Origin of the sequence: Herpetosiphon gulosus (genome assembly GCF_039545135.1) — a bacterium.
GTDB classification, from domain to species: domain Bacteria; phylum Chloroflexota; class Chloroflexia; order Chloroflexales; family Herpetosiphonaceae; genus Herpetosiphon; species Herpetosiphon gulosus.
Map to the genome: position 1 here is coordinate 331,130 of NZ_BAABRU010000004.1, position 25,346 is coordinate 356,475.

23 protein-coding genes are annotated in these 25,346 nt (G+C 50.6%); 14 read left to right on the forward strand and 9 right to left on the reverse strand.

Going from position 1 to position 25,346, the window contains the following annotated elements:
• Positions 1–24 precede the first annotated feature (24 nt).
• From ABEB26_RS07320 to ABEB26_RS07330, 3 genes are read left to right on the forward strand one after another with little or no spacing between them, the layout of a single operon-like run.
• Entirely contained in the window at positions 25–957 is a 933-nt protein-coding gene (locus ABEB26_RS07320; protein WP_345721313.1) for a carbohydrate ABC transporter permease, read from the forward strand.
• Positions 958–984: 27 nt separating this feature from the next.
• Positions 985–1,860 carry a carbohydrate ABC transporter permease gene (locus ABEB26_RS07325; RefSeq protein WP_345721314.1) on the forward strand — a complete coding sequence of 292 codons (876 nt, stop codon included), beginning with the start codon at positions 985–987 and terminating at the stop codon, positions 1,858–1,860.
• Positions 1,861–1,875: 15 nt separating this feature from the next.
• Positions 1,876–3,024: a LacI family DNA-binding transcriptional regulator gene (locus ABEB26_RS07330; RefSeq protein WP_345721315.1), complete on the forward strand. Its 1,149-nt coding sequence runs from the start codon at positions 1,876–1,878 to the stop codon at positions 3,022–3,024.
• A gap of 54 nt (positions 3,025–3,078) precedes the next feature.
• On the opposite strand, the gene ABEB26_RS07335 is transcribed toward ABEB26_RS07330, so the two are convergent.
• Positions 3,079–4,323: a Stp1/IreP family PP2C-type Ser/Thr phosphatase gene (locus ABEB26_RS07335; protein ID WP_345721316.1), complete on the reverse strand. Its 1,245-nt coding sequence runs from the start codon at positions 4,321–4,323 to the stop codon at positions 3,079–3,081.
• Positions 4,324–4,550: 227 nt separating this feature from the next.
• Between ABEB26_RS07335 and ABEB26_RS07340 the strand changes: the two genes are divergently transcribed.
• From ABEB26_RS07340 to lepA, 3 genes are all read left to right on the forward strand, one after another.
• Positions 4,551–5,507, forward strand: a complete 957-nt coding sequence (locus ABEB26_RS07340) for an ROK family protein (protein ID WP_345721317.1) — start codon at positions 4,551–4,553, stop codon at positions 5,505–5,507.
• Between the two features lie 91 nt (positions 5,508–5,598).
• The gene (locus tag ABEB26_RS07345) at positions 5,599–6,504 is read left to right on the forward strand and encodes an HpcH/HpaI aldolase/citrate lyase family protein (protein WP_345721318.1); all 906 of its coding nucleotides are present in this window, start codon (positions 5,599–5,601) and stop codon (positions 6,502–6,504) included.
• Between the two features lie 80 nt (positions 6,505–6,584).
• Positions 6,585–8,387, forward strand: coding sequence for a translation elongation factor 4 (gene lepA / locus ABEB26_RS07350; RefSeq protein ID WP_345721319.1), 1,803 nt, complete (start codon positions 6,585–6,587; stop codon positions 8,385–8,387).
• A gap of 284 nt (positions 8,388–8,671) precedes the next feature.
• Here lepA and ABEB26_RS07355 read toward each other — a convergent pair whose 3' ends face one another.
• Positions 8,672–10,453, reverse strand: a complete 1,782-nt coding sequence (locus ABEB26_RS07355) for a choice-of-anchor Q domain-containing protein (RefSeq protein ID WP_345721320.1) — start codon at positions 10,451–10,453, stop codon at positions 8,672–8,674.
• Positions 10,454–10,522: 69 nt separating this feature from the next.
• A complete protein-coding gene (locus ABEB26_RS07360; protein WP_345721321.1) occupies positions 10,523–11,299 on the reverse strand; it encodes a hypothetical protein in 777 nt (258 codons plus the stop codon).
• A gap of 12 nt (positions 11,300–11,311) precedes the next feature.
• Between ABEB26_RS07360 and ABEB26_RS07365 the strand changes: the two genes are divergently transcribed.
• Positions 11,312–11,704 (forward strand): thiol-disulfide oxidoreductase DCC family protein, encoded by a 393-nt coding sequence (locus tag ABEB26_RS07365; RefSeq protein WP_345721322.1) that lies wholly within the window; start codon positions 11,312–11,314, stop codon positions 11,702–11,704.
• Here ABEB26_RS07365 and ABEB26_RS07370 read toward each other — a convergent pair.
• The 5 genes from ABEB26_RS07370 to ABEB26_RS07390 all read right to left on the reverse strand — a co-directional run bounded on the left by ABEB26_RS07370 (position 11,696) and on the right by ABEB26_RS07390 (position 16,922).
• The gene (locus tag ABEB26_RS07370; RefSeq protein WP_345721323.1) at positions 11,696–12,175 is read right to left on the reverse strand and encodes a CinA family protein; all 480 of its coding nucleotides are present in this window, start codon (positions 12,173–12,175) and stop codon (positions 11,696–11,698) included. The two genes, ABEB26_RS07365 and ABEB26_RS07370, sit on opposite strands and share 9 nt — an antisense overlap.
• A 4-nt stretch (positions 12,176–12,179) precedes the next feature.
• Positions 12,180–12,335 carry a hypothetical protein gene (locus ABEB26_RS07375; protein ID WP_345721324.1) on the reverse strand — a complete coding sequence of 52 codons (156 nt, stop codon included), beginning with the start codon at positions 12,333–12,335 and terminating at the stop codon, positions 12,180–12,182.
• A 12-nt stretch (positions 12,336–12,347) separates the two neighbouring features.
• Complete coding sequence (locus ABEB26_RS07380; protein ID WP_012190730.1) at positions 12,348–12,626, reverse strand: Lrp/AsnC family transcriptional regulator; 279 nt, start codon at positions 12,624–12,626, stop codon at positions 12,348–12,350.
• Positions 12,627–12,689: 63 nt separating this feature from the next.
• Positions 12,690–14,597: a hypothetical protein gene (locus ABEB26_RS07385; RefSeq protein WP_345721325.1), complete on the reverse strand. Its 1,908-nt coding sequence runs from the start codon at positions 14,595–14,597 to the stop codon at positions 12,690–12,692.
• Positions 14,598–14,678: 81 nt separating this feature from the next.
• Complete coding sequence (locus ABEB26_RS07390; RefSeq protein ID WP_345721326.1) at positions 14,679–16,922, reverse strand: S8 family serine peptidase; 2,244 nt, start codon at positions 16,920–16,922, stop codon at positions 14,679–14,681.
• Between the two features lie 114 nt (positions 16,923–17,036).
• Between ABEB26_RS07390 and ABEB26_RS07395 the strand changes: the two genes are divergently transcribed.
• From ABEB26_RS07395 to ABEB26_RS07410, 4 genes are all read left to right on the forward strand, one after another.
• Entirely contained in the window at positions 17,037–18,023 is a 987-nt protein-coding gene (locus ABEB26_RS07395; RefSeq protein WP_345721327.1) for a hypothetical protein, read from the forward strand.
• A 459-nt stretch (positions 18,024–18,482) separates the two neighbouring features.
• Positions 18,483–19,547, forward strand: a complete 1,065-nt coding sequence (locus ABEB26_RS07400; protein WP_345721328.1) for an oxygenase MpaB family protein — start codon at positions 18,483–18,485, stop codon at positions 19,545–19,547.
• Positions 19,548–19,716: 169 nt separating this feature from the next.
• Positions 19,717–20,415 carry a TetR/AcrR family transcriptional regulator gene (locus ABEB26_RS07405; protein WP_345721329.1) on the forward strand — a complete coding sequence of 233 codons (699 nt, stop codon included), beginning with the start codon at positions 19,717–19,719 and terminating at the stop codon, positions 20,413–20,415.
• Positions 20,416–20,494: 79 nt separating this feature from the next.
• On the forward strand, positions 20,495–21,421 hold the full coding sequence (locus ABEB26_RS07410) for an NAD-dependent epimerase/dehydratase family protein (RefSeq protein ID WP_345721330.1): 927 nt from the start codon (positions 20,495–20,497) through the stop codon (positions 21,419–21,421).
• 24 nt (positions 21,422–21,445) lie between these two features.
• Here the strand turns inward: ABEB26_RS07410 and aat are convergent, their stop codons facing one another.
• Positions 21,446–22,021 carry a leucyl/phenylalanyl-tRNA--protein transferase gene (gene aat / locus ABEB26_RS07415; protein WP_345721331.1) on the reverse strand — a complete coding sequence of 192 codons (576 nt, stop codon included), beginning with the start codon at positions 22,019–22,021 and terminating at the stop codon, positions 21,446–21,448.
• 36 nt (positions 22,022–22,057) lie between these two features.
• Here aat and ABEB26_RS07420 point away from each other — a divergent pair, with 36 nt between their 5' ends.
• From ABEB26_RS07420 to ABEB26_RS07430, 3 genes are all read left to right on the forward strand, one after another.
• Positions 22,058–22,399, forward strand: a complete 342-nt coding sequence (locus ABEB26_RS07420) for an ATP-dependent Clp protease adaptor ClpS (RefSeq protein ID WP_012190738.1) — start codon at positions 22,058–22,060, stop codon at positions 22,397–22,399.
• Between the two features lie 202 nt (positions 22,400–22,601).
• Positions 22,602–23,993, forward strand: coding sequence for an SPFH domain-containing protein (locus ABEB26_RS07425; protein ID WP_345721332.1), 1,392 nt, complete (start codon positions 22,602–22,604; stop codon positions 23,991–23,993).
• Between the two features lie 274 nt (positions 23,994–24,267).
• A complete protein-coding gene (locus ABEB26_RS07430; RefSeq protein ID WP_345721333.1) occupies positions 24,268–25,302 on the forward strand; it encodes a zinc-binding dehydrogenase in 1,035 nt (344 codons plus the stop codon).
• Positions 25,303–25,346: the final 44 nt, after the last annotated feature.

The following is a 25,346-nucleotide window of genomic DNA, read 5'->3' on the forward strand; positions in this document are numbered from 1 at the left end:
TGCAGCATCGTGAAGGAGTTTTCAATGAAGGTTGCTCAATCGAAGCTGATTGCAGCCACAAGCACTGAGCGGCTGCGGCCACGGATTCAGTGGCGCAATCAATTCTATGCTTATCTGTTTCTCTTGCCAGCCCTACTGATTTTTCTCTATTTCACTTGGTATCCGATGGTTACGGCGGTAATATATAGTTTCCAAAAAGTTAAGCTCAACGGCAATTCAACCTGGGTTGGCTTTGATAATTACCAGCGGATGTTTAATAACCCGCTGTTTTATACTGCTTGGCGCAATGTGTTTCACTTTACAATTTTGAGTTTGTTGATGGGCTTTGTGGTGCCAATTATTATCGCCCTGATGATCAACGAATTACGCCGTTTGGGTGGTTTGTATAGTGTGGTGGCCTATCTACCAACCTTGATTCCAGCGACAATTGGCTTGTTGGTTTGGCGGCAGTTGTACGCGCCTGAAGGTGGTTTTCTAAATAATATTTTGGCAAAATTTGGGATCGCGCCGCAACTTTGGCTGCAAAACCCCGATTTGGTCAAGCCTGCCATGATTGTGATTATGACTTGGGCTGGGGTTGGCGGCACAATCTTAATCTACCTCGCGGCCTTGCGTGAAATTCCCCAAGAACTGTACGAAGCGGCCCAGCTCGATGGCTTTTCGGTGCTTGATCGGATTATTTACATCGCCCTGCCTTTGATTTCCTCGCGCATGCTGATGTTGCTGATGTTGCAAGTAATTGCGGTGGTACAAGTTTTCTCCGAGCCATTTTTATTAACCGAAGGCGGCCCAGCCAATAGCACGGTTACGCCTGTGCTTGAAAGCTACCGCATCGCCTTTGCTCGCAACGATTTTGGCCTCGCCTCGGCTTGGAGCGTTTCGCTGTTGGTCGTGCTTTCGCTGTTTTCGGTGGTGTATGTTTGGCTCTCGATGCGCCAACCAAAGCATGCCGATTAATCAACCCTAGCCAACAAGGAGCAACCGATGAGTTCAAGCATGGGCATTATGTCCGAGGTCGAGTCGCGATCACGGCGTGGCACAATTTTGCGGGTTGTTTTAGGGATTATGCTGGCACTATTTAGCTGTGGCTTGCTCTTCCCATTTATTTTCACCTTCACGGCTGGACTCAAAACCAGCAGCGAAATTTATCAACCAGGCCTGAATTTGTGGCCTGAAGTCGCTCACTGGGAGAATTATCGCGAGGCATGGACTCGTTTCAATCTGCCACGCATGTTTCTCAACACCTTTGCCATTACCCTAGGCGGGGTGGTTAGTCAACTGACGGTCTGTTCGATGGCGGCCTATAGCCTTTCGCGGCTCAAGCCAATTGGCCAAAAAGTGATTATGACAATGTTGTTTGTGAGTATGGCAATTCCAGCGATTGCCTATATCATTCCGTTATACACCACTTTGGTCAAATTGCCGTTGCTCAATATTAGTTTGCTGAACAGCTATTGGGGTTTGTGGCTACCCTATGCCGCCAATGCCTTCACAATCATCGTGCTCAAGAACTTCTTCGAGCAAATTCCCCAAGATATTTATGATGCAGCGATGGTTGATGGAGCTTCGCCAATTCGGATTTTTTGGAGCATTACCTTGCCATTGGCACGGCCAATTCTGCTGACCTTAGCAGTTTTGACCTTTATTAGTCTCTGGAAAGATTTCTTGTTACCATTGTTGGTATTACGCGATGCCAAATTGCAACCAGTGACGGTACGCCTGTTCGCCTTGGTCAAGGATTTTCCCAAGAACTTGCAAATGGCGGCCTCGTTCACCGCGATGGTTCCACAGTTGATCGCGGCGCTGTTACTGCAACGCTTTATCAAAGGCGGCTTGACAATTGGTGGGAGCAAAGGCTAGTGCTAGAAAGCGTTTATGTCGAATCTTAAACAACTTGCCGAACTTACCGAACTGCCGATGTTGACGGTCTATCAGGCGCTTGATGGAGTTTCACACATCACGCCAGCAGTCCGTGAACAGGTGTCTGCCGCTGCCGCCAAGCTTAACTATAGCCTCAACATTACAATTCGCGATGTTGCGGCGCTGGCTGGGGTTTCAATTGGCACGGTTTCGCATGTGCTCAATGGCAGCACCCGCACCAAATCAACCACCCGCCAACGGGTCTTGCAAGCAATCACCGAGTTGAATTATCGCCCCAACAGCATTGCGCGTGGCTTGAAATCCAACCATACGCGCTTGATTGGCTATGGTTGGCATAAAACCGAAGATCCCAGCCGCCCCAATGCCCTGCTTGATCGCTTTTTATATGAGATGGCACAGGCTGCCGAGGCTTGGGGCTATCATATTTTGACCTTTGCCCAGCCGCACCCTGCCAGCACCAAGCCCTATGCTGAACTGATGCAAATTGGGCGGATCGATGGCTTGGTGCTAAGCGATATTAGCTACAACGATCCACGAATTAACTATCTGCTCAAAACCGACTTGCCATTTGTAAGCTTTGGCCGCGCCAACAGCGATTGGAATTTCCCTGCGGTTGATGTTGATAGCAAGCTGGGCATGAAATTGGCGGTTGAGCACTTGATTGCCCGGGGCCATGAGCAAATTGGCTTATTGTGCTGGCCCGAAGGCATGCGCATCGGCGATGAGCGCTTGCAGGGCTATTATGCAGCTTTCGAGGCAGCAGGATTAAGCATTGATCAACGCAGCATTCGGCATATTCCCAATGCAGTTGATGCAGCATTTGCGGCGACCCAAGAACTGCTCAATCAACAGCCACGGATTACGGCGCTAGCTTGTGCCAACGATGTGATGGCCTTTGGAGCCAAACGCTACCTCGATTTGGCAGGCTTACAAGTCGGGGTGGATTTAGCCTTGACTGGCTATGATGATTCACCGATTGCCGAATTGCTAGAACTGACCTCGGTACGTCAGCCAATTGATATGGTCGCGGCCAAAGTGATCGAGCTATTAATTGGCGAGATTGAAGCTACACCAATTGCCCGCCAACAGATTGTGCTTGAGCCAACCCTAATTGTGCGAGCCAGCAGCCGCAAACAGCGTTAAACGCCAACCCCGCGCCAAATAGCACGGGGTTGGTACATTGAGAAAAGACCAAAGTTAAGGAGTTGGTGTTGGTTGTTGCAATGTGGGCGAAATGCCCGAGGTTGCGGTTGCCAACGGCGCATTGGTAATTGGTGCTAAAGTTGTAGTTGGCTGGGTTGTTGGCATCATCGACGGAACCGCCACCACAATTTGATTGGGTGTCACCGTCGTATCAGGGAATAACAAACTGACTGGGGGCAATTTAAAAACATACAGCACCCCAACCAACGCCGCTAACACCACCAACGAACCTAGAATACCCCAACCTGATAAACCACCACTGGCTGGTTTGGGAGTAGTGGGCGTAGGCCGAGCCGAACTTGTCGGTACAGCCGCCATTGCTGGATTCAAACGACCAGAAGCGGTAATCGGCACATGCTGTTGAGTTTCGTCATCGCGCATGCCAGCCACAGGCATTGGCGCTGTGCCGGTTGGCCCAACTGGCAATTCAAATTCTTCAGTGATCGGGTCGGCGCTGTGCAATGGCGCAGTCAACGGCTGATTCAATAATGTTTCCAACAATGGATCATTATCGGCAATCAGCTCAAGCTCATCAACTTGCACCAACAAAGCGGTGATATTATCGTAACCACCGACTCCATTCGCCAGATCGATCAAGCGTGGCACAATTTGCTCAAATGGCAGCGTATTGATGGTTTTTAAGATGGTTGCTTCATCAACAAAGCCATGCAGACCATCGGACGAGATCAAAAAGCGATCGCCAGCCTGAACTGGCTCACGAAACACATCAACTTGCACCTCGCGTTGATGCCCAACCGCGCGGGTGATGATGTTTTTGATCTTCGATTGTGATGCTTGTTCGCGGGTCATCAACCCAGCCCGAACTTGCTCCTCGACAAACGAGTGATCGACGGTTATTTGGCGCATTGCATTATTGCGAATTAAGTATGCGCGGCTATCGCCAACATTCGCCAGAAACGCCACATTTTTGAAGATCAGCAAGGCCACCGAAGTGGTTCCCATATTGCCACGGCCACGATCGAAGACAGCCTGATTGGCACTCACGATAGCAGTAGTGAGGGCTTTGGGAATATCGCTTTGAACAACGTTCGGAAATGTTGCCAACATGGTTTGCACAGCCGTTTGACTGGCAACTTCGCCAGCTAAATGACCGCCCATGCCATCGCAAACAACAAAAAGTTGGATTCCGTTTGGTAGCGGGTCGCCCACGCCATAGGCATCTTGGTTAACTTCGCGTGAACGCCCAATGTCGGTTTGTGCGCTGTGGCGTAGCTTCATCGATACTCCTGTCAATCCCGGGACGATTTACATCGTGAGTGTATCGGCGCGAGTATAGCATAGGCCGTACTATGCAGCAACAATACAATCGGCTGTTAGCTAAAATTTGGCTTATTTTTGTTATTGTATTGATCATCTGGGTGAATGTCTATAGGCAGAAAGCCCAAAATGCCCTGTGCTATAATTGCGCAATTAAAAGATCCGCATGAAAGGTATTGGTTTTTCCTATGGCATTTGCAATCGGGATTGATCTCGGGGGCACGCATTTACGTGCGGCCTTAGTTGACCGAGATGGTGAAATTCTTGCTCATGAACGGATTCGCACCGAAGCCCATGAAGGTGCTGAAGCAGTTGTTGGTCGGATTACTCAATTAATTAACGCCATGATCGCTGCGGCGAATGGTGCAACGATTGTCGGCGCTGGCATCGCCGCTCCTGGCCCACTTAACCCCTTTACTGGGACGGTTATTACCATGCCCAACTTGCCAGGTTGGGAAAACTTCCCCATCCGCGACCGAATCGCCGCCCAAGTACCATTTCCAGTCGTGCTCGGCAACGATGCCAATTTGGCTGCCGTCGGCGAGTGGTTGTTCGGCGGTGGTCGTGGCATGCAAAATATGATCTACGTCACCATCAGCACGGGCGTTGGTGGTGGGGTCATTTGCGATGGCCGTTTGTTGCTCGGTCACAATGGCTTTGCTGCCGAAGTTGGACACATGGTGCTCGACCCGCACGGTTTTGCGCCCGCCACAGCAACCCCTGCTGGCTCGTGGGAAGCCCTCGCATCGGGCACATTTTTGGCCTACCACGCTGCCGAAGCGATGCGGGCTGGCACAGCAACCGTGCTTAATCAATTAACCACCCCCGATGCCGTCACCACGCATCATCTAGATCTGGCGGCGCAGCAAGGCGATGAGTTGGCACTACGTTTGATCGAAAATGCTGGCTTTTGGTCGGGGATTGCCTTTGTCAATTTGCTGCATATGTTCAGCCCTGAAGCGATTTTCGTGGGCGGTGGGGTTTCCAACTTAGGCGATCGTTTGCTCAACCCAGCTCGGGCTGAAATTACCAAACGTGCCTTGCCTGGCTATCGCAATGTGCCGATTCATCAAACCAAGATGGGCGATAACCTAGGGGTGCTTGGCGCTGCTGCCTATGCATTTAGCTCAATCGAACAAGCCTAATTTTAGCATCAAGCCGCTCAGTTCCAAAGCATCCTGACAACGCGCCTTTGGGTCTTGGCGGCTTGCCGTTTTTAGCATAAAGGATGCCTGCATGTCGTCAAGGATTCGCCGCAGTGAAATGACCTGCCCCGCCCATAGCCTCGCCATGATCACCAAAGCCGCCGCCTCTGAGGCCGATGAAGTGATTATTGATTTAGAAGATGCTTGTGCTGTTTCGCAGAAAATTGCTGCCCGCGCGACCGTGATTCAAGCCTTGCAAAGCTTGGATTTTGGCCAGAAGATTGTGGCGGTGCGCCCAAATGCGGTGCAAACCCATTATCACTATCGCGATGTTGTCGAAATTGTCGAGGCTGCTGGCGCTAAAATCGATGTCTTGGTGATTCCTAAAATCGAAAGTGCTGACGATGTGCGCTTCGTCGATCGTTTGCTCAGCCAAATCGAGGCCAATATTGGCTTGAAGGTTGGCACAATTAAGCTCGAAGTATTAATTGAAGGCACTCGCGCCTTACAAGCAGTTGAGCAGATTACCAATGCCTCGCCCCGTTTGGAAAGCTTAATTTTTGGTTTGGCGGATTATGCTGGTGATTTAGGAGCACGCTCGGCAGATGATCAATGGGGCATGTTTGCCTACCCCAAACACAAAATGTTGGTAGCAGCCAAAGCGGCTGGCTTAGAGGCAATTGATAATGTGACCTTTGCCTTTCGCGATGCTGAGGCCTGCCAACGCGATGCTGAACGGGCCGCCACGATGGGCTTCGATGGCAAATGGGCGATTCATCCGGCCCAAGTACCAATCATCAACCAAGCCTTTTTGCCCAGTGCCGCCGAAATTGCCGAAGCTCAACGCCTGATCAACGCCTACCAAGCTGCCGATCAACAGGCAGGCTTAGGGGCAATTGCAATTGATGATCAGATGATCGATGCAGCTAGCTTGCGGGTGCATGCCAAAAAATTAGCCTTGGCTCAACGGGCAGGATTAATCGCCATTCAGCCTTAGCTCAATCAATTTCGTGCCTCATGATATACTGTCAACAGATTGACCTTGCAAGCCCTCACACATAGGACATAAAAAATACAATGGCTGAACAGACGCACATTCGCAACTTTAGCATTATCGCCCACGTCGATCATGGCAAAACCACGCTTTCGGATCGCTTGTTGGAAGTGACCCAAACGCTTTCATCACGTGAGATGCGGGCACAAACCCTCGATGCCATGGATTTGGAACGCGAAAAGGGCATCACAATTAAGATGCACCCCGTCCGGCTAGAATATACCGCCAAGGATGGTCAACAATATGCCTTGCATATGATCGACTGCCCGGGCCACGTTGACTTTAGCTATGAAGTTTCACGCTCGTTGCAAGCCTGTGAAGGCGCATTGTTGATCGTTGATGCTTCCCAAGGGATCGAGGCCCAAACCTTGGCCAACGTCTACTTGGCACTCGAAAACAACCTCGAAATTATTCCAATCTTGAATAAAATCGACTTGCCTGGTGCTGAAGTCGAGCGCGTTTCCGAGGAAGTCGAGCATGTGCTGGGCTTGCCACGCGAAGAAATTATTTTGGCTTCGGGCAAAGAAGGCACAGGTGTGCCCGAAATTCTCGAAGCAATTGTCGCCCGCATTCCACCGCCCAAAGGCACCAACGAAGCGCCAGCTCGCGCCTTGATTTTCGATTCGCAATACAACGCCTACAAAGGCGTAATTGCCTATATTCGGGTGGTTGATGGTACGATTCGCGCTGGCGATAAATTGCGCCTGATGGGGACAGAAGTGCTGACCGAAGCCATGGAAATTGGTTTCTTCCGGCCTGGGATGGTCGCTGGTCAAGCGCTCAGCGCTGGCGAAGTCGGCTACATCGCGACTGGTTTGAAATCAGTGCGCGATTGCCAAGTTGGCGATACAATCACCTTGGTTGATAATCCGGCAACCACCTCGTTGGCTCCTTATGAACCAGCCAAACCAATGGTGTTCGCAGGTTTGTATCCAGTCGATTCGGGCGATTACACCTTACTCCGCGATGCGCTCGAAAAATTACGTTTGAATGATGCGGCGCTTTCATTTGAGCCAGAAACCTCAGCCGCCTTGGGTTTTGGCTTCCGCGCAGGCTTCTTGGGCTTGCTGCACATGGAAATTGTGCAAGAACGACTCGAACGCGAATACAACATCGATCTATTGGTCACTGCGCCGAGCGTGGAATACCAAGTGCTAACCAATGCTGGCGAAATTTTGATCATCGATAATCCCTCGGAATTGCCCGATGTTGGCCAAATCAGCCAGATCGAAGAACCGATGATGTCGATTAGCATTATCGTGCCAACCCGCTATATTGGCGTGGTCATGGAACTGGTCACGGGCAAACGTGGCATTTTCCAAAGCATGGATTATCTCGATAAAGAGCGGGTTGTGCTAAAATACGAAATTCCGCTCTCCGAAATTGTGATCGATTTCTACGATTCGCTGAAATCGCGCACCCAAGGCTATGCTTCACTGGATTATCATCTGAGCAGCTATCGCGCCTCGGATTTGGTCAAGCTTGACGTGTTGGTCAATGGCACGGCGGTTGATGCACTTTCGATGATCACCCACCGTGACAATGCCTACCGCCAAGGCCGCCAATTGGTCGAAAAGCTGCAAAAGCTGATTCCACGCCAAATGTTTGAAGTGCCAATCCAAGCAGCTGTTGGCTCACGGGTGATCGCCCGCGAAACCATCCGTGCCATGCGCAAAGACGTGTTGTCGAAATGTTATGGTGGCGACATCACCCGTAAGCGCAAGCTCTTGGAAAAACAAAAAGAGGGCAAGAAGCGCATGAAGATGGTGGGCAACGTCGAGATTCCACAAGATGCCTTTATGGCGGTCTTGAAGCTCGATAGCTAAGGTACATGCCCTCACCCCCTAGCCCCCTCTCCCACACGTGAGGCGAGGGGGAACCACTCAGCATGAAGACTGGAACGACCCTCGCCCACCTCAGTGGGAGAGGGTCGGGGGTGAGGGAACGTTAAAACCCACCCTTGAAAGCTAACCCCCTCTCCCGCCCAGCATGAAGACTGGAATGCCCCTCGCCCGCCGCAGTGGGAGAGGGGTCGGGGGTGAGGGAACGCAGGCAATCCTTGCAACACCAAACGCCCCTCACCGACTATGGTAGGTGAAGGGCATTACTTTTAACGAACTCCGGTCATCGCAAAGGGTAAAAAGCTAAAATACTGGGTTTGGGCAATCATGCCAGCCTCAAATGCTCCAATATCGCAACGCACTGTCTGATCGTTATTGCCATCGACAGGCCGTGGATAGAGCCGTTGATCGACCAAGCCGCAATCGGCAGGCCCAGCATCAAGCGCCGGACTAGCAGCAGTCAAACTAAAACTGCGTGAACTGCCACCATGCAGCGCAAACTCACCAAGCAAGGGATCAAGATTCAGCAGATCGCTGGCTTGCTGATTGAGCAATTGACATTGGCTCGTCGGCTGCTCCAGTAAATTATGGCCTTGGCTAGTCAGGTTACCAAGACAATCGTTGGCAGTTTGGCTGAGTGTATGCCAATTATTGGCGATCATGCTATTGCTCAGTGCCAATGTGCCGCTGATTGAAACACCAGCCCCACCAATGCCCGTCGCAAAACGATTGGTATTTGAAACCACGGTCGAATTGGTCAGGGTCAAGACCGAGGTAACCCCGCGCTGATCCAAAGCTCCGCCCAAACCACGACTATCGTTGAAGGCCAGCGTGCTGGTATCGAGCAGCATCGTTCCAGCTTGTTGGCTAATCGCCGCACCTGAGGCATGGCAGTTTTCGCGCAACCTATTGACCCCATTGCTACGATTGGCGCTAAACTCGCTGCGATAAATTTCGCTGCTGCCATGGCTTTGCACGACCGCGCCACCTTGATCGGCATAATTATCAATAAAGCGTGAATCACTGATTAACACACGTCCAGCATTGGCGACTGCGCCACCACTAGCACAATAAAAATTACCAACCCCACCATTTTGAACAAACAGGCTGTTGATAATTTCGGCCTCAGCACCTTGATTAATTTTGACTGCGCGTGGCTGATTTTGCTGAAATTCGCTAGCTTCGATCAACGTCATGCCTTTGATCGTATCGATGGCTGCGCCTTGCTCGCCTTGACCAATTGCCAAACGAATCTGGCTCTGGCTAAGCGTCAAATTGCCACCATCGTTGGCAATCGCCATACCTGTGCCCGCCGTATCGGCCTCAAAAATTGTGTTAGCAATGTTGACCGTGCTTTGTTTGATGTAGAGACTGCCACCTATGCCAACGCCACCCATAAAAATGGTGCGCACCTCGTTATCGTTGAAAAAGCTGTTTTGAATGTTGAGCGTGCCCACCAAACTGGCCACCCCACCACCATAATTGGCGAGACCATATAAAATTGGCGAAGTAATAATGCCATTGTGAATCACACGAACATGATTGAGGGTTAAATTACCGTTGCGTTGAAAAATACCATGCCCATAATAGGTTGCCGTATCATCATTATTCAAAATATAGCCGTTGCGAACTTCTACATGCTCTAAGGTCAATCGGCCTTCGTGCAGTTCCAACACGCGATCAGTCACGTTTCCATCGATAATCGTGGTCGCTGAACTCACTCCCGTAATTTGCACCGATCCACGCAGATCCAAATCGCCAGTTAGGCCTTGATCGTCGTCACGGCCAGTTTTGGTTAGCCGATAGACTCCAGCGGGCAGCAAAATCTGATCAGCGCCAGCGCCAGCCGGGCAAGCATCCACCACTTGATCGCTGGTAGCGGCCAAAACTGCCTCGCGTAGTGAACACGTTTGGTTGCTGGGGTTAGTATCATCAACCGTCGTGGTAACTTGAATCTGATTGGTAGGGGTAGCATGGCTCGCTTGCGGCTGAGCAGAATACCAACTACTGCCTACTAGAAATGCTAGTAAACTCCAACGAAAAGACCTCATTGTGGTTCCTCCAGGGGCAATAAACAATATCTGGCTATTGTAAAAGTCCACCTGAGGCTGTCAAGCATGCTAGAGTGCAGGTGCTGTTAGGTCATAAATTATTAAATGACGAATCTCTAAGGCCTGATTTGAATGAGAAAGTATACCACCACGTAAAAGTCCACGTGGCGAAACTTGGGCATATTGGTTGTCGAGCCATACAATTAAACCTAAATTGCTGGTTGGCAAGCTGGCGGTTTTGAGTACCAATTGCTGATCAAGCCAAAATTCCACCCGATCAGCATACCAATCGATTTGATATTGCTGCCATGTATTCCAAGTGAGTTGGATTGGCTGGCTACGCACGCCCAAAGCCAGTTGCACCAACGGCAAGCAACAGCGTTGGCGGAACCAAGTGTTTTGGCTCAGCACCAAGGCCAAGGGAGCCAGTGGCAACAAGCCCAAACACCAGCCCAAGCGCGGTACAAAGCTCATCGCCAGCCAGCCGTTATTCGCGCCGTTGGCAGTTAATTCAAGTTGGCTAGCAGTGCTCGCATAGAAAAACCATAATGCTTGAGGTAGCCGCAAACGCCGCAAGCCCGTGCCAGCCGGGTCATTCCACCAGCCAAAGCCTGCTGTACCCACAAAATCCTGAGGATCGCCACAAAACCGCGCTTCGAGTTGCAAACGCACTGGAGCATGCCAGCCCAAGCCGTTTTCAACATAATCATCCAATTGCGCATCGCTGTAAACCATGCGATCATGCTGATGCAGGGCGAGCCGCACGCCAGCCTCAATTGGCTGAATTTCGGCCTGATTGGGTGTCCAAGCATGCCAGCGTCTCCCCCAAAACGAGCGAAAAGCCATTAGGAGACTCCTATGTCGCAAGCCTTGTTAATTTTTGATGGAACCTGCGATTTTTGCACGCGTGCCGCCCGTTGGATCAAACACCTCGATCGCCAACAACGAATTCGGATTGAGCCATTTCAAAAACCTGGCGTACCTGAATCGGTTGGTTTGAGCTACGCTCAATGTGAGCAAGCAGCTTGGATGCAAACCAGCGAGGGCAAATTATGGCGCGGCGCTGGGGCGGTTAATGCAGCGCTGAGCATCGCCACGGGCAAGCGTTTGGCCTTAGGCTTTTACCAACTTTGGGGGATTCGCCACATTCAAGATAGCGTCTACAAGTTGGTGGTCAAATATCGCCATCGTATTCCAGGCGATACCCCCCATTGCCAACAGTTTCCTGCCGATTGCCCAAAATTAGGCTGAGCCAAGCTGTTCAAGCAGCCATTCGAGGGCACGCTTGGCTGAAGCCTGTTTATTGCCTAGCCGATCGTAGGGCCAAATATGCTGCTCGACCAAGCTTTGGTTGGGCAAGTGCAACCCCAAATAGACTAAGCCGACTGGCTTTTCAGGGCTACCGCCACCTGGACCAGCAATACCAGTCGTGCTTAGTCCAACTGTTGCGCCCAAGGCTTGAGCCGTACCTTGAGCCATGTCCAAGGCCGTTTCAGCACTCACCGCGCCAACGGTCGCCAAGGTTGAAGTTGGTACATGCAGCAACGTTTGCTTGGCGCTATTGGCATAGGCAATAATTCCGCCCAAATAGACCACCGAACTACCAGCAATGTTGGTCAGCCAATCGCCCAACAACCCGCCAGTACACGATTCGGCGGTTGCCAGCGTCCATTGACGTTGGGCAAGGGCGGTAATCACTGCTTGGGCTAAGGCTTGCGACATCGATTTATCCTGCCCGCTGTTTGCCGAGTAACCGAAATGCCGTAAAACCCAAATAAATAATAAAGCCAATAATTAAAAGCTTAAATAAGCCCTTAAAGAGCATGCCAACAAACAACAAGGCCAGAATAGCCAAAATAATTTGCACCAGTGTACGTTTCATCGTTGGTTCCTTCTATGATAGGCCAATATCCCAAGTGGCGGCGATTTCTTCTTTAGTGAATGAGCGAAAAGCCAAGACGGTTGAGGTGCGCACAATGCCCTTGAGGCTGCCAATTTGGTCGGGCACAGTTTTGGCGAGCTGATCATAATCGGCCAAACGCACAATCGCGATAATATCCCATTCGCCAGTGACCGAATAGACCTCAGCCACACCTTCAATTGCGGTTAAGCCCGCCGCTACGCCGTTGGCAGCGCTTGGTTCAGTTTGAATATGCACAAATGCGGTAATCATCGCTAGTTCCTCGCCATAGCATCCAAAAAAGTTAGGGCTATTTTAACACACTCGCCAATCGGCTTAGGGCAGCAGCCGTAGGCGCTGAATCGTGACGGTTTGCTGCTCAGCACCCGTTACGACTGGATCAAGTCGCAACATGCCGATTGGGCCTTGCCATGTTGCTATTTGGCTGAGATCAAGGGTGTAGGTATGCAGCGCTCCATCGCCAATCACATCCCATGAGACCGAATGATCTTCAGTTGCACCCTCGCCAGGAGCCATCCAATACAGTTGACTATGTTGATTTGGCAGTGTGCTGGCCATGGTAATTTCAAGCTTGCGCCATTGGCTGCTCTCCAGATTAATCCGTGGGCTAAGCAAATGCGGGTCTTGCTGAGGGATAAATCTCCAGCCAGCGCCCCAAGTGCTGGCAGTAATAAAATTCTCGCGCCAGCCCAAACTCCAATGCTGCCAGTGCCAATCGGGCAAGCCTTGAGGAATCGGGTCGAGCTTGAGATAACTGGCATGGGTCAGGGTTATTGGCTGAGCTTGGGCTAAAAACGGGGCAAAACATGCGGCAACTGCTGATTGCTCTAGCCCATAGCGTTCGAGCAAAATTGGGCTAGGCTCGATTGCCTGTTGATCAAGCCAAACCGTATAGCCAGCACTGGTGGTATCGACGATTTTGGCACTAATTTCCAAGCAACCATGCTGCCAATCGCCAGGGCTAACGCTGAGTGGTAGGCTGTTTGGGCGCTCAAATTCATATTCGGCATACAAGGCTTGCAAGCCATTCGGCACGAAATAAAAATCATTGGGCGTGCCAGTCTTGGCTAATTCAGTGATTATTCGGCGATCTTGATCGTTGGCAGCATCGCCATTGGCATAAATTTGCCAGCCATTGCTTAAACTCATGCCAACCAAGGCCCAACTTAGGGCTGGCTGCCACCAACGGCGCTGCGGTAGATTGATCGTATGTAAACTAAGCGTGATCAATAAAGCCCACGGCGGCAAGCAAGCAATCCAAAATTCAATATTATCGGGTTCCCACCAGCCAAAAAATAGGCTATAACTGATAAGCCAGGTTGCAGCCAATACCACCAATGTTTGTGATTGTCGCCAAATCAAACGCCAACGCCAAGCGATTAAGCCACAGCTGGCTAGCAAAACCACGCCACCCATCCAAGCGTGGATCGTATGCTGCCAGCCGTTGAGCAAATTGGCAAAGGTGTTAGCATTAGTTGTGCCCCACAAACCAGTGTTGGCATATTCAAACAGCCACTGTTGCACTTGTGGCCATGTGCGGAAGCCACTCAAGCCAAACATCACCACAGCATAGCTACCGCCAACTACTAGCAACCCAACCATGGCATAGTGCAAAAATGCCTGCCAGCGTTGTTTCCAAGCGGTAGTACCCCATGCAGCGCTCAGCCAAACCACCAGCACAGGCACAAGCCAGAGCACATTAGTTTGATGAAATAGAATTGCCGCGCTATGGGCTAGCCCAAGCCAGCGCCAATTGCTCAACGTTTGGGGCGTTTGAGCCAGTCGAAGCAACAAGCCAGTAGCGATAATTAAAAACAAGCCCGCCAAGGTATAGACCTCGACCTCAACTGCGTAATACCACCAAGCATAGGCTCCGCCAACCAACACACTGCCGCTAGTTGCCAGCCAAGGCTGGTTGGTCAAACGCTGAAGCAAACGCCACCACATGATCACGCCGCTGGCTCCAGCCAGCACATTCAGCATTTGCAACGGCCCAAATGCCATGCCGTGATAGCCCAAACCTTGGCTGAGCCAATAGACAATCTCGCCAAGCGGCCCATAGAATAGATGATGAGGATGAAACGATTCGCGCCATGGCTTGGCTTGCACCGCCGTCGCGTAGGAGTAGGCATCGAAGGTATGAATTTGGGTGAGCGTCAGGCTATAAAGCATAACCAAACCCAGCCACGCCAAACCAAGCTTTAAACGAGAATGTTGCTGCATGCGGCTTCCAAAAAGCGAGCTAAAACAATGACACAGCCTGTTGTCCAGACTGTGCCATAGTACCATTGAATAGGCGATAGGTTATTTAGTTGTCCAAGGCAGATAGGTTTTTTGCAGTGGTGGAGTTACCACAACTGTGCCTTGCATATTACCATGCAAGCTACAAACATAGCTGAAGGTGCCAACTTGATCGAAGGTTACTGCATAATCTTGGTTCTGGCTGAGGTTGCCTGAATCCCAAACGAACGGTGTTTGGCTGCGAGTTGTCGTGTGAGTTGAAGCATCAAGGTTACGCCACAAGATGCTCGTTCCCAAAGTAACCGTAATTGGGCTAGGGCTAAAGCGGAAGTTTTGAATATTGACGGTTTGGGTCGTCGCGAAATCAAAGTCTTGGATGATGGTCTGATTGAGCACTACGGTTACCGTTGCCACTTGGGTTTCCAAAGCCATAAATTCGCTAGAAATCGTAAAGGTTCCGGCTGGTAAATCCAAACTATAATCGCCGTTAGCATCGGTTTCGGTTGTGAAATTGCCTGGGTTGGCAGTGATGCTTACGCCAGCGCGGCCAGTGCCATTGAGGGTTGCATTCCCGCTGACTGTACCACCACCAAATTCAAAGTCTTCAGTGGCAACTTGACCTTTGACAATCGTTACTTGGCGGGTCATTGGCGTTTCATTTGGCACCGTCACGGTTGCGGTGTAGAGGCCTGCTGGCAAGCTGGTGCTATAAACCCCAGTGGTTTTGCCGAATTCAACTACACCAACGCTATTTTCCAAGCGAATGGTTGCTGAGGTTGCCGCCGTGCCATCAACCGTGATGCTGCCTTGCAAGGTTGGGGCAATGGCAGTCAAAGCATTAACATAGCCATGGCCAAAGGTGTTGTTAGGAATGCTTGTGCCAGCAACGCCACCACAGGTTTGGGTTGAAGGCGCTGGGGTAGCGGTTTCTTGCAAGATTGCGCGAGTTAGATCAACTTGGCCTTGTAGTTCTGGGCGAGCCGACCATAACAAGGCCACGACCCCAACCACGTGTGGGCTAGCCATACTCGTGCCTGAGCTTGAACCATAGGTACTATCACTACCATTGGTTGCCGAGCGAACGCTCGAACCAGGCGCAGAAATATCTGGGCCAATCCGGCTAGCACCATTATTGGTAGCAGGACCGCGGCTGCTAAACCCAGAAATTGCGCCACTTGAGGTATGTGAGCCAACCACAAAGCTTTCAGGGTAGATCGCGACTGGCGTGGTGATAGTAGCACAGCTGCTACCATCATTCCCAGCTGAAGCCACAAACATAATCCCAGCATTGGTCACATTTTGAACTGAAGTTTGAATCCCGTCAGAAGGCGTATTGGTACAACCTTCTGTGTCTGGACAACCCCACGAGTTGTTGACAACGTGTGGTGCTTTGCTGGGGTCGCCTTGAGCACTAGTGCCAGCAGCGGGGAATGGAGCCAGCATCCAGTCGATACAGCGAATGTAGGTTGCAGGCGTACCATTGCCAGCATCCATGTTACGGCAGGCGATCCATTTTGCGCCAGGTGCAACCCCAATTTGTTCGCCTGTGCCGTTATCGCCCACAACCGTACCAACGGTGTGAGTTCCATGCGAGTTATCATCACAAGGTGCATTGATCGCAATCCCACAGGGGTTGCTGCCACCTAACGAGGTGCGAATGCCGTCGTACCAGTTGTAATCGTGGCTAGCATTTGCGCCATCCCAGCCGCGATATTTATTCTTCAATGCAGCGTGAGTCCAGCGCACGCCAGTATCTTCGCCTGCAATCACAATCCCTTGGCCAGTAATGCCTTTAGCCCAAACTTGAGGCGCTTTCACATAATCAACACCCCATGTCGTGGTATTGACTGTTTGTGGTGCTGGATTGGTTTCGGCAACTGGTTTTTCGACCTTGACCACAATCGAATCTTCAATCAATTGCTTAACACTGGCTTGCTCGGCCAGCCATTGAGCACTAGCTAAATCAAGTGTCGCATACAAGGCATTAACCGAGAGAAAGCCCTCTGATCGAATACCACGGTTGCTAAGTTCGGCGAGCAACGGGGTTTGATCGCGTTGGGCTTGTTGACGAAGGGCAGCAACGACTGCCGCACCTTTGGCTTCTTTGCTTGCCAAACGATCAGCAAAGTTGGTATCGACTTGGGCTTGCAATAGCACCAACGTTGGTACTTGTTGGCCTGCATTCAGCTTTGCCAGCAGGGCTGAATCGGCTTTGCTCGCGAGGCGGTCGGGGGTGTTGGCGGAGGCGCTTGGCAGACAAAAAGCTGCCAACACCATCAGGAGGATGAATGGTTTGATCAGACGCATAGGCTCCCCACACAGGTAAAAGATATTAAGGTTGAAGGCAAGTATAGCAAACTTTTGGGCATGGTAAAATAGCATGATGCTGATAGATTGCCCAATACGCTGAAATGGAAAACTATGGAAGATTTTTTGCGCCGAGCAGCGGCGGATTTACATATTGGGGTTGAACAAACCAGCCCAACCACTTGGACGCTGACGATCCCCGGGAGTTTGGCGCGGGTTTTTGGCAAAGAAACGGTTTTGGTAACAACCGATAAGCAGGTGGCGGCGCTCGATCCTGATCTTCAATTACTTTCGCCGAACTCATCGTTAACCTTGCGCTTAGCCGAGCAACTGCGCTCACGTGGGCGGCCAACCCATCGCGCTCGCTTGGAATGGTATCCCGATCAAGCATCATTGCTGGCCGATGTGCAGGAAGCTCAATTAATTCAAGGCCCAAGCTTGCAACTGAGCGGGTTGCAACAACATATTGTATTGCGAATTACCTTTCGCATTCGCTTTGAACGCGAGGTGATTGAGGAAAAAATGGTGGCCTGTTGTGTCGATTATGAAACTGGCCAAGTTTGGCCAACGATCACCGACATCACCAATTTGCGCGATCAACTCACGCCGTTGCCCTCAACTGGCCTAACCGATGAGCATGTGAATGTGGCATTGCACCATGCCCGCCGCTGGCTTGAGCGCTTGCTCTACCCGCAAAAAGCGCTGCACGAAGCCCAACTGGCCCAACTACTGGCAGTCGAAAAAGCGCGGATCAACGCCTTTTACGATGCGCTCGAAGAAGATTCGGGCCTAGCACTGGGAGCCAAAGAGGGCGAATCCAACAAGCAATATGCCCTCGAAGAAGAACGTAAACGCCTACTCGATGAGCAAGAATATCGTTATGCCTTATCGTTGGCAGCCGAAACTGTCAGCGTAGCAACAATTCAAACGCCAGTGCTGCATATTGGCAGCAAACAACAACCACATTTAATTGCGATCTCGCCCTTATTCGAGCCGATGATTCAATTGCCCCATTGCCAAACCTGTGGCCGCCAAGCCAGTTTGGTACAGCATAAAGAGCAATTGGTTTGCAATGTTTGCCATCAGGTGCTAGCACAATAATTTTTGCCCTCACCCCTCACCTCAACCTTTCAAAGGATAGCTGACGTTCCCTCACCCCTAACCCCTCGCCCACTGCGGTGGGCGAGGGGCGTTCACCGTTCATGATGGGAGGGTTCCCCCTCGCCTCGCTGGGCGGGAGAGGGGGTGAGGGGGTGAGGGCATGCCAATCGATGGGAAATCCCACCCAATTATTGGTAAGAATCGGCTCTTATAAGGTCTAGGGGGCGAGGGCATGCCAAACTCCTAGCTATCCAGCCGACCTTCGTAAAAGCCTATTACTTAATAAAGGTTAATCAAGGATAGGACTTAAGGCGCTTGCAAGGGCTTGCAAACAAAACTATGATACTAGCCAAGCATAGATCCTTTAGCCCTGAACGTTACACCCTTTCTATGCAAATCAGTTTTCGTAGCCTGTAGAATTGGCATAGTACTGAGCGTTGCAGAAGCGAAAGGGGAAGTATGCGTTACACCCAGCCCTATCTTGAATCGTTGCGCCCAATTGGCGACCCTGCCGCCGATCGCTTGATTGAACAATTGGCCAGTAATGGCGATTTAGCGCGGGTCAGCCAAGTGTTACGTCAAATCACCAAAAACGATCAGCCTTTACCCCGCGATTTACCCCCTGTTTTGTTTGATTGGCTTGAACACCATTGTAGCCCGCATGGGTCAATCGATTGGCAACGGATCAATAATGGCGCAGCATTTTTCGCTCGCTACGGCATGGCAATCACGGTGGTACTCTCAACCGCAGCCTTGATTGGCTGTTATGCCGCCCAAAAAGGGGTCAAAGTGCTGACCCAAACCCAACGCTTGCAGGCGGAACCTTATCGCCGAGTCACTGAATCGGGCCATTTTTTGATGACGGTATTACAGCCGCAGGCGCTCCAAACCAACGGGGCGGGCTTGCAGGTGATTCAAAAAGTGCGCCTAATGCACGCCGCTGTGCGTTATCAAATTGCTCACGCTGGCCAATGGAAGAGCGCTGAGCTTGGTGTACCGATTTGCCAAGAAGATATGCTGGGAACGCTGATGGTGTTTTCGTATGGCGTTATTTGGGGCTTGGAGCAATTGGGCTATCGCATAGCCGCTCAAGCTGCCGAAGATTTTTTGTATACTTGGTGTGTGATTGGCGAATTGATCGGGATTGATCCGACGAGCTTACCACGCTCGATGGCTGAAGCCGAAGATCTGGCCTATAGCATTTCTAATCGTCAGCATGGCCCGTCTGATGAGGGGCGCGAATTGACTCAAGCGCTGCTAGCAATGCACACTGGGCTATTACCAGGTCGCTTTTTCGATGGCATGGTTCCAGCATTAATTCATCATCTCGCAGGTGATGAGGTTGCTCGCTGGATGGGCGTGCCGCAAACCCGTTGGAAATATGCGGTACGCTATCTCAAAACCCTCAATAGTGCCATGCGCAGCATCACCCAACGCTTTCCAGCTATCGATGAGCAATTTGATCGACTGACCTTCTTGCTGCTCCAACGTTGGACTGGCGCAATCCATCGTGGCGAACTTTAGCGAAACTCTCAGCGAACGCGTGGCCTAATTTTCAACCAAGCCCCAGCCAATGCTACACTGAGACCGATCTGGCTTTGCCACGATTGGTCTTTTTTCATCCTTGACACAATTCAGTTTACAGTGTAAATTCATTTATAGATTTACAGTGTAAATCTATTGAGGTTTTGAAATGGCGCGAACCCGTAATCAAGCACTCAACGATGAAACGATCATTCACATTAAGCAAGCGGCCCGCCAACTAATGGCACAACATGGCACAGCCGGCTTATCGATTCGTGGGATTGCCAAAGTTCTATCGGTTAGCCCACCAGCCTTGTACCACTATTTTGCTAATTTGGAAGACCTGATTACAACCTTGATTGCCGATAGTTTTAATAGTTTGGCCGATACCTTAGATGCGGTTGGGCTTAAATCGCGCACAAAAACCAAGGCTGGGCGTTTGTTGATGGTCTTTGAGGCCTATCGCCAATGGGCCTTCGACCATCCGATCGACTTTCAATTGATCTATGGCAATCCAATTCCTGGCTATAACGCGCCACGCGAAATTACCGTACCAGCGGTGGTTCGCACCTTTATTACGCCAGTTCGCTTGGCTGATCTCGCGATCAAAGCTGGCGAATCAAGCCTCAAGGATTTTCGCATTCCAGCATTTTGTGCTGAGCATATGAATGCCATGATTGTCGAACATGGCTATCCTGTGTCCTTAGAGTCGATGTACCTGATTATGACCCTTTGGACGCAAATTCATGGCCTGATTATGTTGGAATTGTATGGACATCTTAGCTCGAATGTTGGCAATGCCGACGCTTTCTATCGCCATCGCGTCATAGAAATGCTGCATACGTTTGGTTTTGACGATCTAACTTAATTCAATTTGGCCAGCACAATCAACGAGCCTTAGCAACCAGGCTTAGTTTGCTGTTGCCAAAAATCAGCAAGGAAGCATTATGACAAGTGAATTACACGTTATTTTTGGCACAGGCCCAATTGGTAAGGCAACCGCTCGCTGTTTGGTCAGTGCGGGCAAACAAGTGCGCATGATCAATCGTTCCGGCAAGGCCAGCCATCTGCCCGAAAGCGTTGAGGTGCTAGCTGGCGATATTTATGATCAAGACTTCGTCGCCCAACAAGCGCAGGCCGCCACCAGCGTTTACCAATGTGCCCAACCAGCTTATTACGAATGGACGAGCAAATTTCCAGCAATGCAAACAGCGGTGATCGAGGGTGTAGCCCAAAGTAAGGCCAAGTTGGTGGTGATGGAAAATTTATATGGCTATGGGCGCAGCAACGGCCAACCAATGACTGAAAATACACCTTTTGCCGCCCATACCCGCAAGGGCAAATTGCGAGCACAGATGAGTGAGCAACTGTTTGCCGCCCATCGTGCAGGCAAGATTCGCGCAACCAGCGTGCGAGCCTCAAATTTCTACGGCCCCGAATATCAATTAATGGGAGATCAGGTGGTTAAGCCAGCCTTGCAAGGCAAAAAAGTTAATTTGCTCGGCAAAGCCGATGTTCCGCATAGCTTTAGTTATGTCAATGATATTGGTGCAACCTTGGCATTACTTGGCACTGATGAGCGTGGTTTAGGCCGACCGTGGCATGCCCCCAGCCCTGCCGCACTAACCCAACAGGAGTTTGTGGCAATTTTAGCCAAGGTTTTGGGCCAGCCAGTCGGCTATCGCACCGTCAATACTGCCATGGTTTGGCTGCTTGGGCGCTTTATCAAAGAATTAGCCGAAACCGTCGAGATGCTGTATGAGTGGCAAGCGCCCTTTATTATGGATAGCAGCGCCTTTACCAAAACGTTTGGGCTTGAGGCAACTCCAATTGAACAAGGCGTTAAAGCCATGGCCGATTGGTTTCGCAATTAAATTGCAACGTGCAGCGCAATCAGATCAAAAGGTTGCGCTGCATTGCAAAGCCTTGGCCAACAATTGTTTATATTCAGCTCGTGGAATTTCGTAGGCTCCAAATGTTGCTAAATGCGGCGTGATAAATTGGGTATCAAGTAGTTGAAAGCCACCCGCCCGCAAGCGTTCGACCAACGCCACCAAAGCCACTTTGCTGGCATCACGAGCTTTGCTCCACATACTTTCGCCAGCAAACAAACCCGCCAAACCCACCCCATACAACCCCCCAACCATCTCACCATCCTGCCAAGCCTCGACACTATGGGCTAAACCACCAGCATGCAATTGACTATACATTTCAATAAATTCTTGGCTAATCCAGGTTTCATCGCGTTCAGCACAAGCCTGCATCGTTGCACGAAAGGCGGTATCAAAACGAATTTCAAAGGTTTGGCGGCGAATTGTGCGCTGCAAGGAATTAGATACATGAAACCGTTCGTCAAGTGGAATGATCGCCCGTGGATCAGGATCGTACCAATAGATCTGCCCATCCTCATCCATAGGAAAGATCCCTTGGGCATAGCCATAAATTAATAATTGTGGTGAGAGTCGCTTGGTCATGCTATCATGTCTCCAAAAAGTGAGGTCAACCAACCAATGAATACACGACGGGATGTCGCAACCGCCGAACCACAAACAACAACTGATGTCGAGCTAGATTTTATCACGCTCAGCGATGAGGAACTGGAAAAGCCCTATCGGGTTATTTTGCAAAATGATGATATCACGCCCATGGAAGTGGTCGTCTGGGTTTTGGAAAAAGTCTTCGAGCAATCGTTTGAACAAGCCAAAAGGATTATGATCGAAGCCCATGTCAAAGGCCATGCTTTAGTCACAATTTTACCCTTCAAAGAGGCTAGCGCCCGCGTCTACAGCGCCCAAAGCCGCGCCCGCGATATGGGCTTTCCGCTAGTGCTCTTTTTGGAGCCAGATTTTTAACCAAGGGGTCAGGGGTCAGGGATTAGGCTATTAGGAAGCAGCCTGACTATTTGATGAGGTTTCAATCAACTGACCTCTGACCCCTAATCGCTGGCTGCTCCCATTCATCCTTCATAATTCATCCCTCATCCTTGTTTTAAATGTCATAGCATTTGTCACGGCCACGGTGTATGCTAGCCTTAGCATCGCAGTGGAGGACACCATGATTATTCCTTGGATCTACTACGTTCAGGCCGATGAGCAATTATTGGTTGAGAGTCTGAGTCGCCGCTGGACGGTCAATGGGCCACGCCGCTACACTGCCCAACCATTCGAGCGAATCACGCGGCGCAGTGGGTTGGTGCTTGGGCCAACCGAATATGTCTATGTAACCGATTCGCTAACTGGCCAAGAACGGCTTGAGCGCGGCCCCCAACTGCTCTTTCCAACTGCCTACGAAGAAATTGGCACAACTCAACAAGCGTTGCCGCTCAAGAAAAACCAATATGTGCGAATTTTAGATCGCAGTACAGGGCAATTGCGGGTTGAGCGCGGCGAACAAAGCATTTATCTCCAGCCCAACGAAACTCAAATTGGCACTATCGAGGCTGGCTATAATATCGATGAACATCACGCGGTGTTGGTACGCAGCACCACTGACGGTCAATTAAACCTGATTACCACACCACAAGTGTTTATTCCTACCGCTGAGCAAGAGGTAATCGAGCATCGCCAGCGCATTTTGCTCGAAAATCATGAAGTTGTGGTGATTAAGGATCGTGATGGGCGCTATCAGTTTCGGCGTGGCAGTCAACGCGATCGCTCCTTCTTCCTCGAACCTTACACCGATTTGGTGACCTTTCGCTGGTCGTCGGGCTTGCACAAAGATAAACGTAATTTGATCATTACTCATTTGGATATTCGACCAAAATTTATGTGGTATGCCTTCGAGGCCCGTACCCAAGATAATGTCGAAATTATGATCGATATTACCTTTTTCTGGCAGTTGGCCGATGTTGAGGCCATGATTGTTAGCACTGATGATGCCCCGGGCGATATTTGCGCTCACGCTCGTAGTGCAATTATCCAAGCAGTTTCGCAAACCAGCCTTGAACGCTTTTTAGCTAATTTCAATAGCATCGTGCGTGATGCCGTGATCGTGCCCGAAGATGGTTTCTATGCTGAACGTGGCGTGAAATTACACTCGGTCGAAGTGCGCTCGATCACGTGCAAAGATGCCAATACCCAGCGCGTGCTGCAAGAAATTATTCAAGAAACCACCAATCGACTCAATCGGCTGCAAAAACAAGAGAGCGAGAACGAAATCAAGGTCAAACAGCTTGAAGGCGAGATCGTCGCCCAAGAAACCCGTAGCCGTTTGCTTGAATTGCAACGCCGTATCGCCCAAGCCGAAGCTGAAACTCAAGGTTTAGCCGAGGCCGAGCGCGTACACGCCTTTATCCAAGGTCTAGGAACCGAATTACCGCTCAGCGAAAAATTGGCAATTTTCAATATTTTACGCCGCCAAGAAGCGATTGCTAGTCTGAGCCAAGGCAAAGCTCAGTTGTATCTCACGCCTGCCGATATCAATTTGAATATAGAACATCGAGCATAGAACATAATAGGCTATTGGCTAAGTGTAAAGGTTATCCCTCACCCCCAGCCCCTCTCCCACGACGGCGGGCGAGGGGAGACTCCTGAAGCGGTTCCCCCTCGCCTCGCGTGCGGGAGAGGGGGTCAGGGGGTGAGGGAAGACGATCATTGCTAACCCAATAAACCATTACAAATAGCCTATAGCCTTATTCCTTCCCACACTTCATAGATCAAAAAAATCCTGCCAACATCCATTACACTATAGCCATTGTTTTGAGCAAGGAGGCTTGAACGCTATGATGAAGGCAGGATTTTTTCGCCAACACGGTGGGCTAGAGGTTTTAGAATATGGCGATCTAGCTGAACCAGTGGCTGGGCCAGATGAAGTTTTGGTGCGTGTACGGGCCGCTGCCCTAAACCATCTTGATCTGTTTGTGCGCGAGGGCTTACCTGGCCTAAACTTAAGCATGCCGCATATTGGTGGCTGCGATATTGCTGGCGAAATTGCGGCAATCGGCGAGGGCGTAACTGGTTGGAGCGAAGGCCAGCGCGTGGTCGTCAATCCTAATATGTGGTGTGGCACCTGCGAATATTGCATCGCTGGCGAAGAAACCTTATGCGATCGTTATGGGGTAATCGGCGAGCACCAAACTGGTGGTTTGGCTCAATATATCGCCGTGCCAGCCCGCAATCTCTACGCCATTCCTGCTGATTATGCGTTTGAGCAAGCTGCCGCCGTGCCGCTGGTTTGGATGACCGCTTGGCGTGCTTTGATTGGTCAAGCTCAGTTGCGGGCTGGCCAAAGTGTGCTGATTTTGGGCGCTGGTGGCGGCGTAGCAAGTGCTGCAATTCAAATTGCTCGCTATGCTGGAGCCACGGTGTATGCTGCTTCACGCTCACCCGAAAAACTAGCGCGAGCCAAAGCATTAGGAGCCGATTACGTGGTACGATCAGATGGTGATTGGGGCCGCGAAATTTGGAAACAAACCAACAAGCGCGGGGTTGATGTAGTATTAGAGAATGTGGGTGCGGCCACTTGGGAAAGCTCGTTGCGTAGTTGCGCCAAAGGTGGCACAGTTGTAACCTATGGCGCAACTACAGGCCCAATCGTCAATATCGATATTCGTAAACTTTTTTGGCGACAATTTAACCTGATTGGCTCAACCATGGCCAATAATCGTGAATTTAACACGATTATGCGCTTGATGTTTTGGGAACGTCGGTTTCAACCATTGATCGATAAGGTGTTTCCACTCAGCGAAATTCAGACAGCTCAACGCTATCTTGAATCAGCCGAGCAATTCGGCAAAGTCGTGATCGCAATACCCTAGAAGACAGCCCGACCCAAGCAAATAAGCAATGGGTCAAGGCTTGG

Excerpts from the sequence above, each read along its gene's own strand:
- ABEB26_RS07320 (WP_345721313.1), top strand. The coding sequence starts at position 25 with ATGAAGGTTGCTCAATCGAAGCTGATTGCAGCCACAAGCACTGAGCGG.
- ABEB26_RS07325 (WP_345721314.1), top strand. The coding sequence starts at position 985 with ATGAGTTCAAGCATGGGCATTATGTCCGAGGTCGAGTCGCGATCACGG.
- ABEB26_RS07330 (WP_345721315.1), top strand. The coding sequence starts at position 1,876 with ATGTCGAATCTTAAACAACTTGCCGAACTTACCGAACTGCCGATGTTG.
- ABEB26_RS07335 (WP_345721316.1), bottom strand. The coding sequence starts at position 4,323 with ATGAAGCTACGCCACAGCGCACAAACCGACATTGGGCGTTCACGCGAA.
- ABEB26_RS07340 (WP_345721317.1), top strand. The coding sequence starts at position 4,551 with ATGGCATTTGCAATCGGGATTGATCTCGGGGGCACGCATTTACGTGCG.
- ABEB26_RS07345 (WP_345721318.1), top strand. The coding sequence starts at position 5,599 with ATGTCGTCAAGGATTCGCCGCAGTGAAATGACCTGCCCCGCCCATAGC.
- lepA (WP_345721319.1), top strand. The coding sequence starts at position 6,585 with ATGGCTGAACAGACGCACATTCGCAACTTTAGCATTATCGCCCACGTC.
- ABEB26_RS07355 (WP_345721320.1), bottom strand. The coding sequence starts at position 10,453 with ATGAGGTCTTTTCGTTGGAGTTTACTAGCATTTCTAGTAGGCAGTAGT.
- ABEB26_RS07360 (WP_345721321.1), bottom strand. The coding sequence starts at position 11,299 with ATGGCTTTTCGCTCGTTTTGGGGGAGACGCTGGCATGCTTGGACACCC.
- ABEB26_RS07365 (WP_345721322.1), top strand. The coding sequence starts at position 11,312 with ATGTCGCAAGCCTTGTTAATTTTTGATGGAACCTGCGATTTTTGCACG.
- ABEB26_RS07370 (WP_345721323.1), bottom strand. The coding sequence starts at position 12,175 with ATGTCGCAAGCCTTAGCCCAAGCAGTGATTACCGCCCTTGCCCAACGT.
- ABEB26_RS07375 (WP_345721324.1), bottom strand. The coding sequence starts at position 12,335 with ATGAAACGTACACTGGTGCAAATTATTTTGGCTATTCTGGCCTTGTTG.
- ABEB26_RS07380 (WP_012190730.1), bottom strand. The coding sequence starts at position 12,626 with ATGATTACCGCATTTGTGCATATTCAAACTGAACCAAGCGCTGCCAAC.
- ABEB26_RS07385 (WP_345721325.1), bottom strand. The coding sequence starts at position 14,597 with ATGCAGCAACATTCTCGTTTAAAGCTTGGTTTGGCGTGGCTGGGTTTG.
- ABEB26_RS07390 (WP_345721326.1), bottom strand. The coding sequence starts at position 16,922 with ATGCGTCTGATCAAACCATTCATCCTCCTGATGGTGTTGGCAGCTTTT.
- ABEB26_RS07395 (WP_345721327.1), top strand. The coding sequence starts at position 17,037 with ATGGAAGATTTTTTGCGCCGAGCAGCGGCGGATTTACATATTGGGGTT.
- ABEB26_RS07400 (WP_345721328.1), top strand. The coding sequence starts at position 18,483 with ATGCGTTACACCCAGCCCTATCTTGAATCGTTGCGCCCAATTGGCGAC.
- ABEB26_RS07405 (WP_345721329.1), top strand. The coding sequence starts at position 19,717 with ATGGCGCGAACCCGTAATCAAGCACTCAACGATGAAACGATCATTCAC.
- ABEB26_RS07410 (WP_345721330.1), top strand. The coding sequence starts at position 20,495 with ATGACAAGTGAATTACACGTTATTTTTGGCACAGGCCCAATTGGTAAG.
- aat (WP_345721331.1), bottom strand. The coding sequence starts at position 22,021 with ATGACCAAGCGACTCTCACCACAATTATTAATTTATGGCTATGCCCAA.
- ABEB26_RS07420 (WP_012190738.1), top strand. The coding sequence starts at position 22,058 with ATGAATACACGACGGGATGTCGCAACCGCCGAACCACAAACAACAACT.
- ABEB26_RS07425 (WP_345721332.1), top strand. The coding sequence starts at position 22,602 with ATGATTATTCCTTGGATCTACTACGTTCAGGCCGATGAGCAATTATTG.
- ABEB26_RS07430 (WP_345721333.1), top strand. The coding sequence starts at position 24,268 with ATGATGAAGGCAGGATTTTTTCGCCAACACGGTGGGCTAGAGGTTTTA.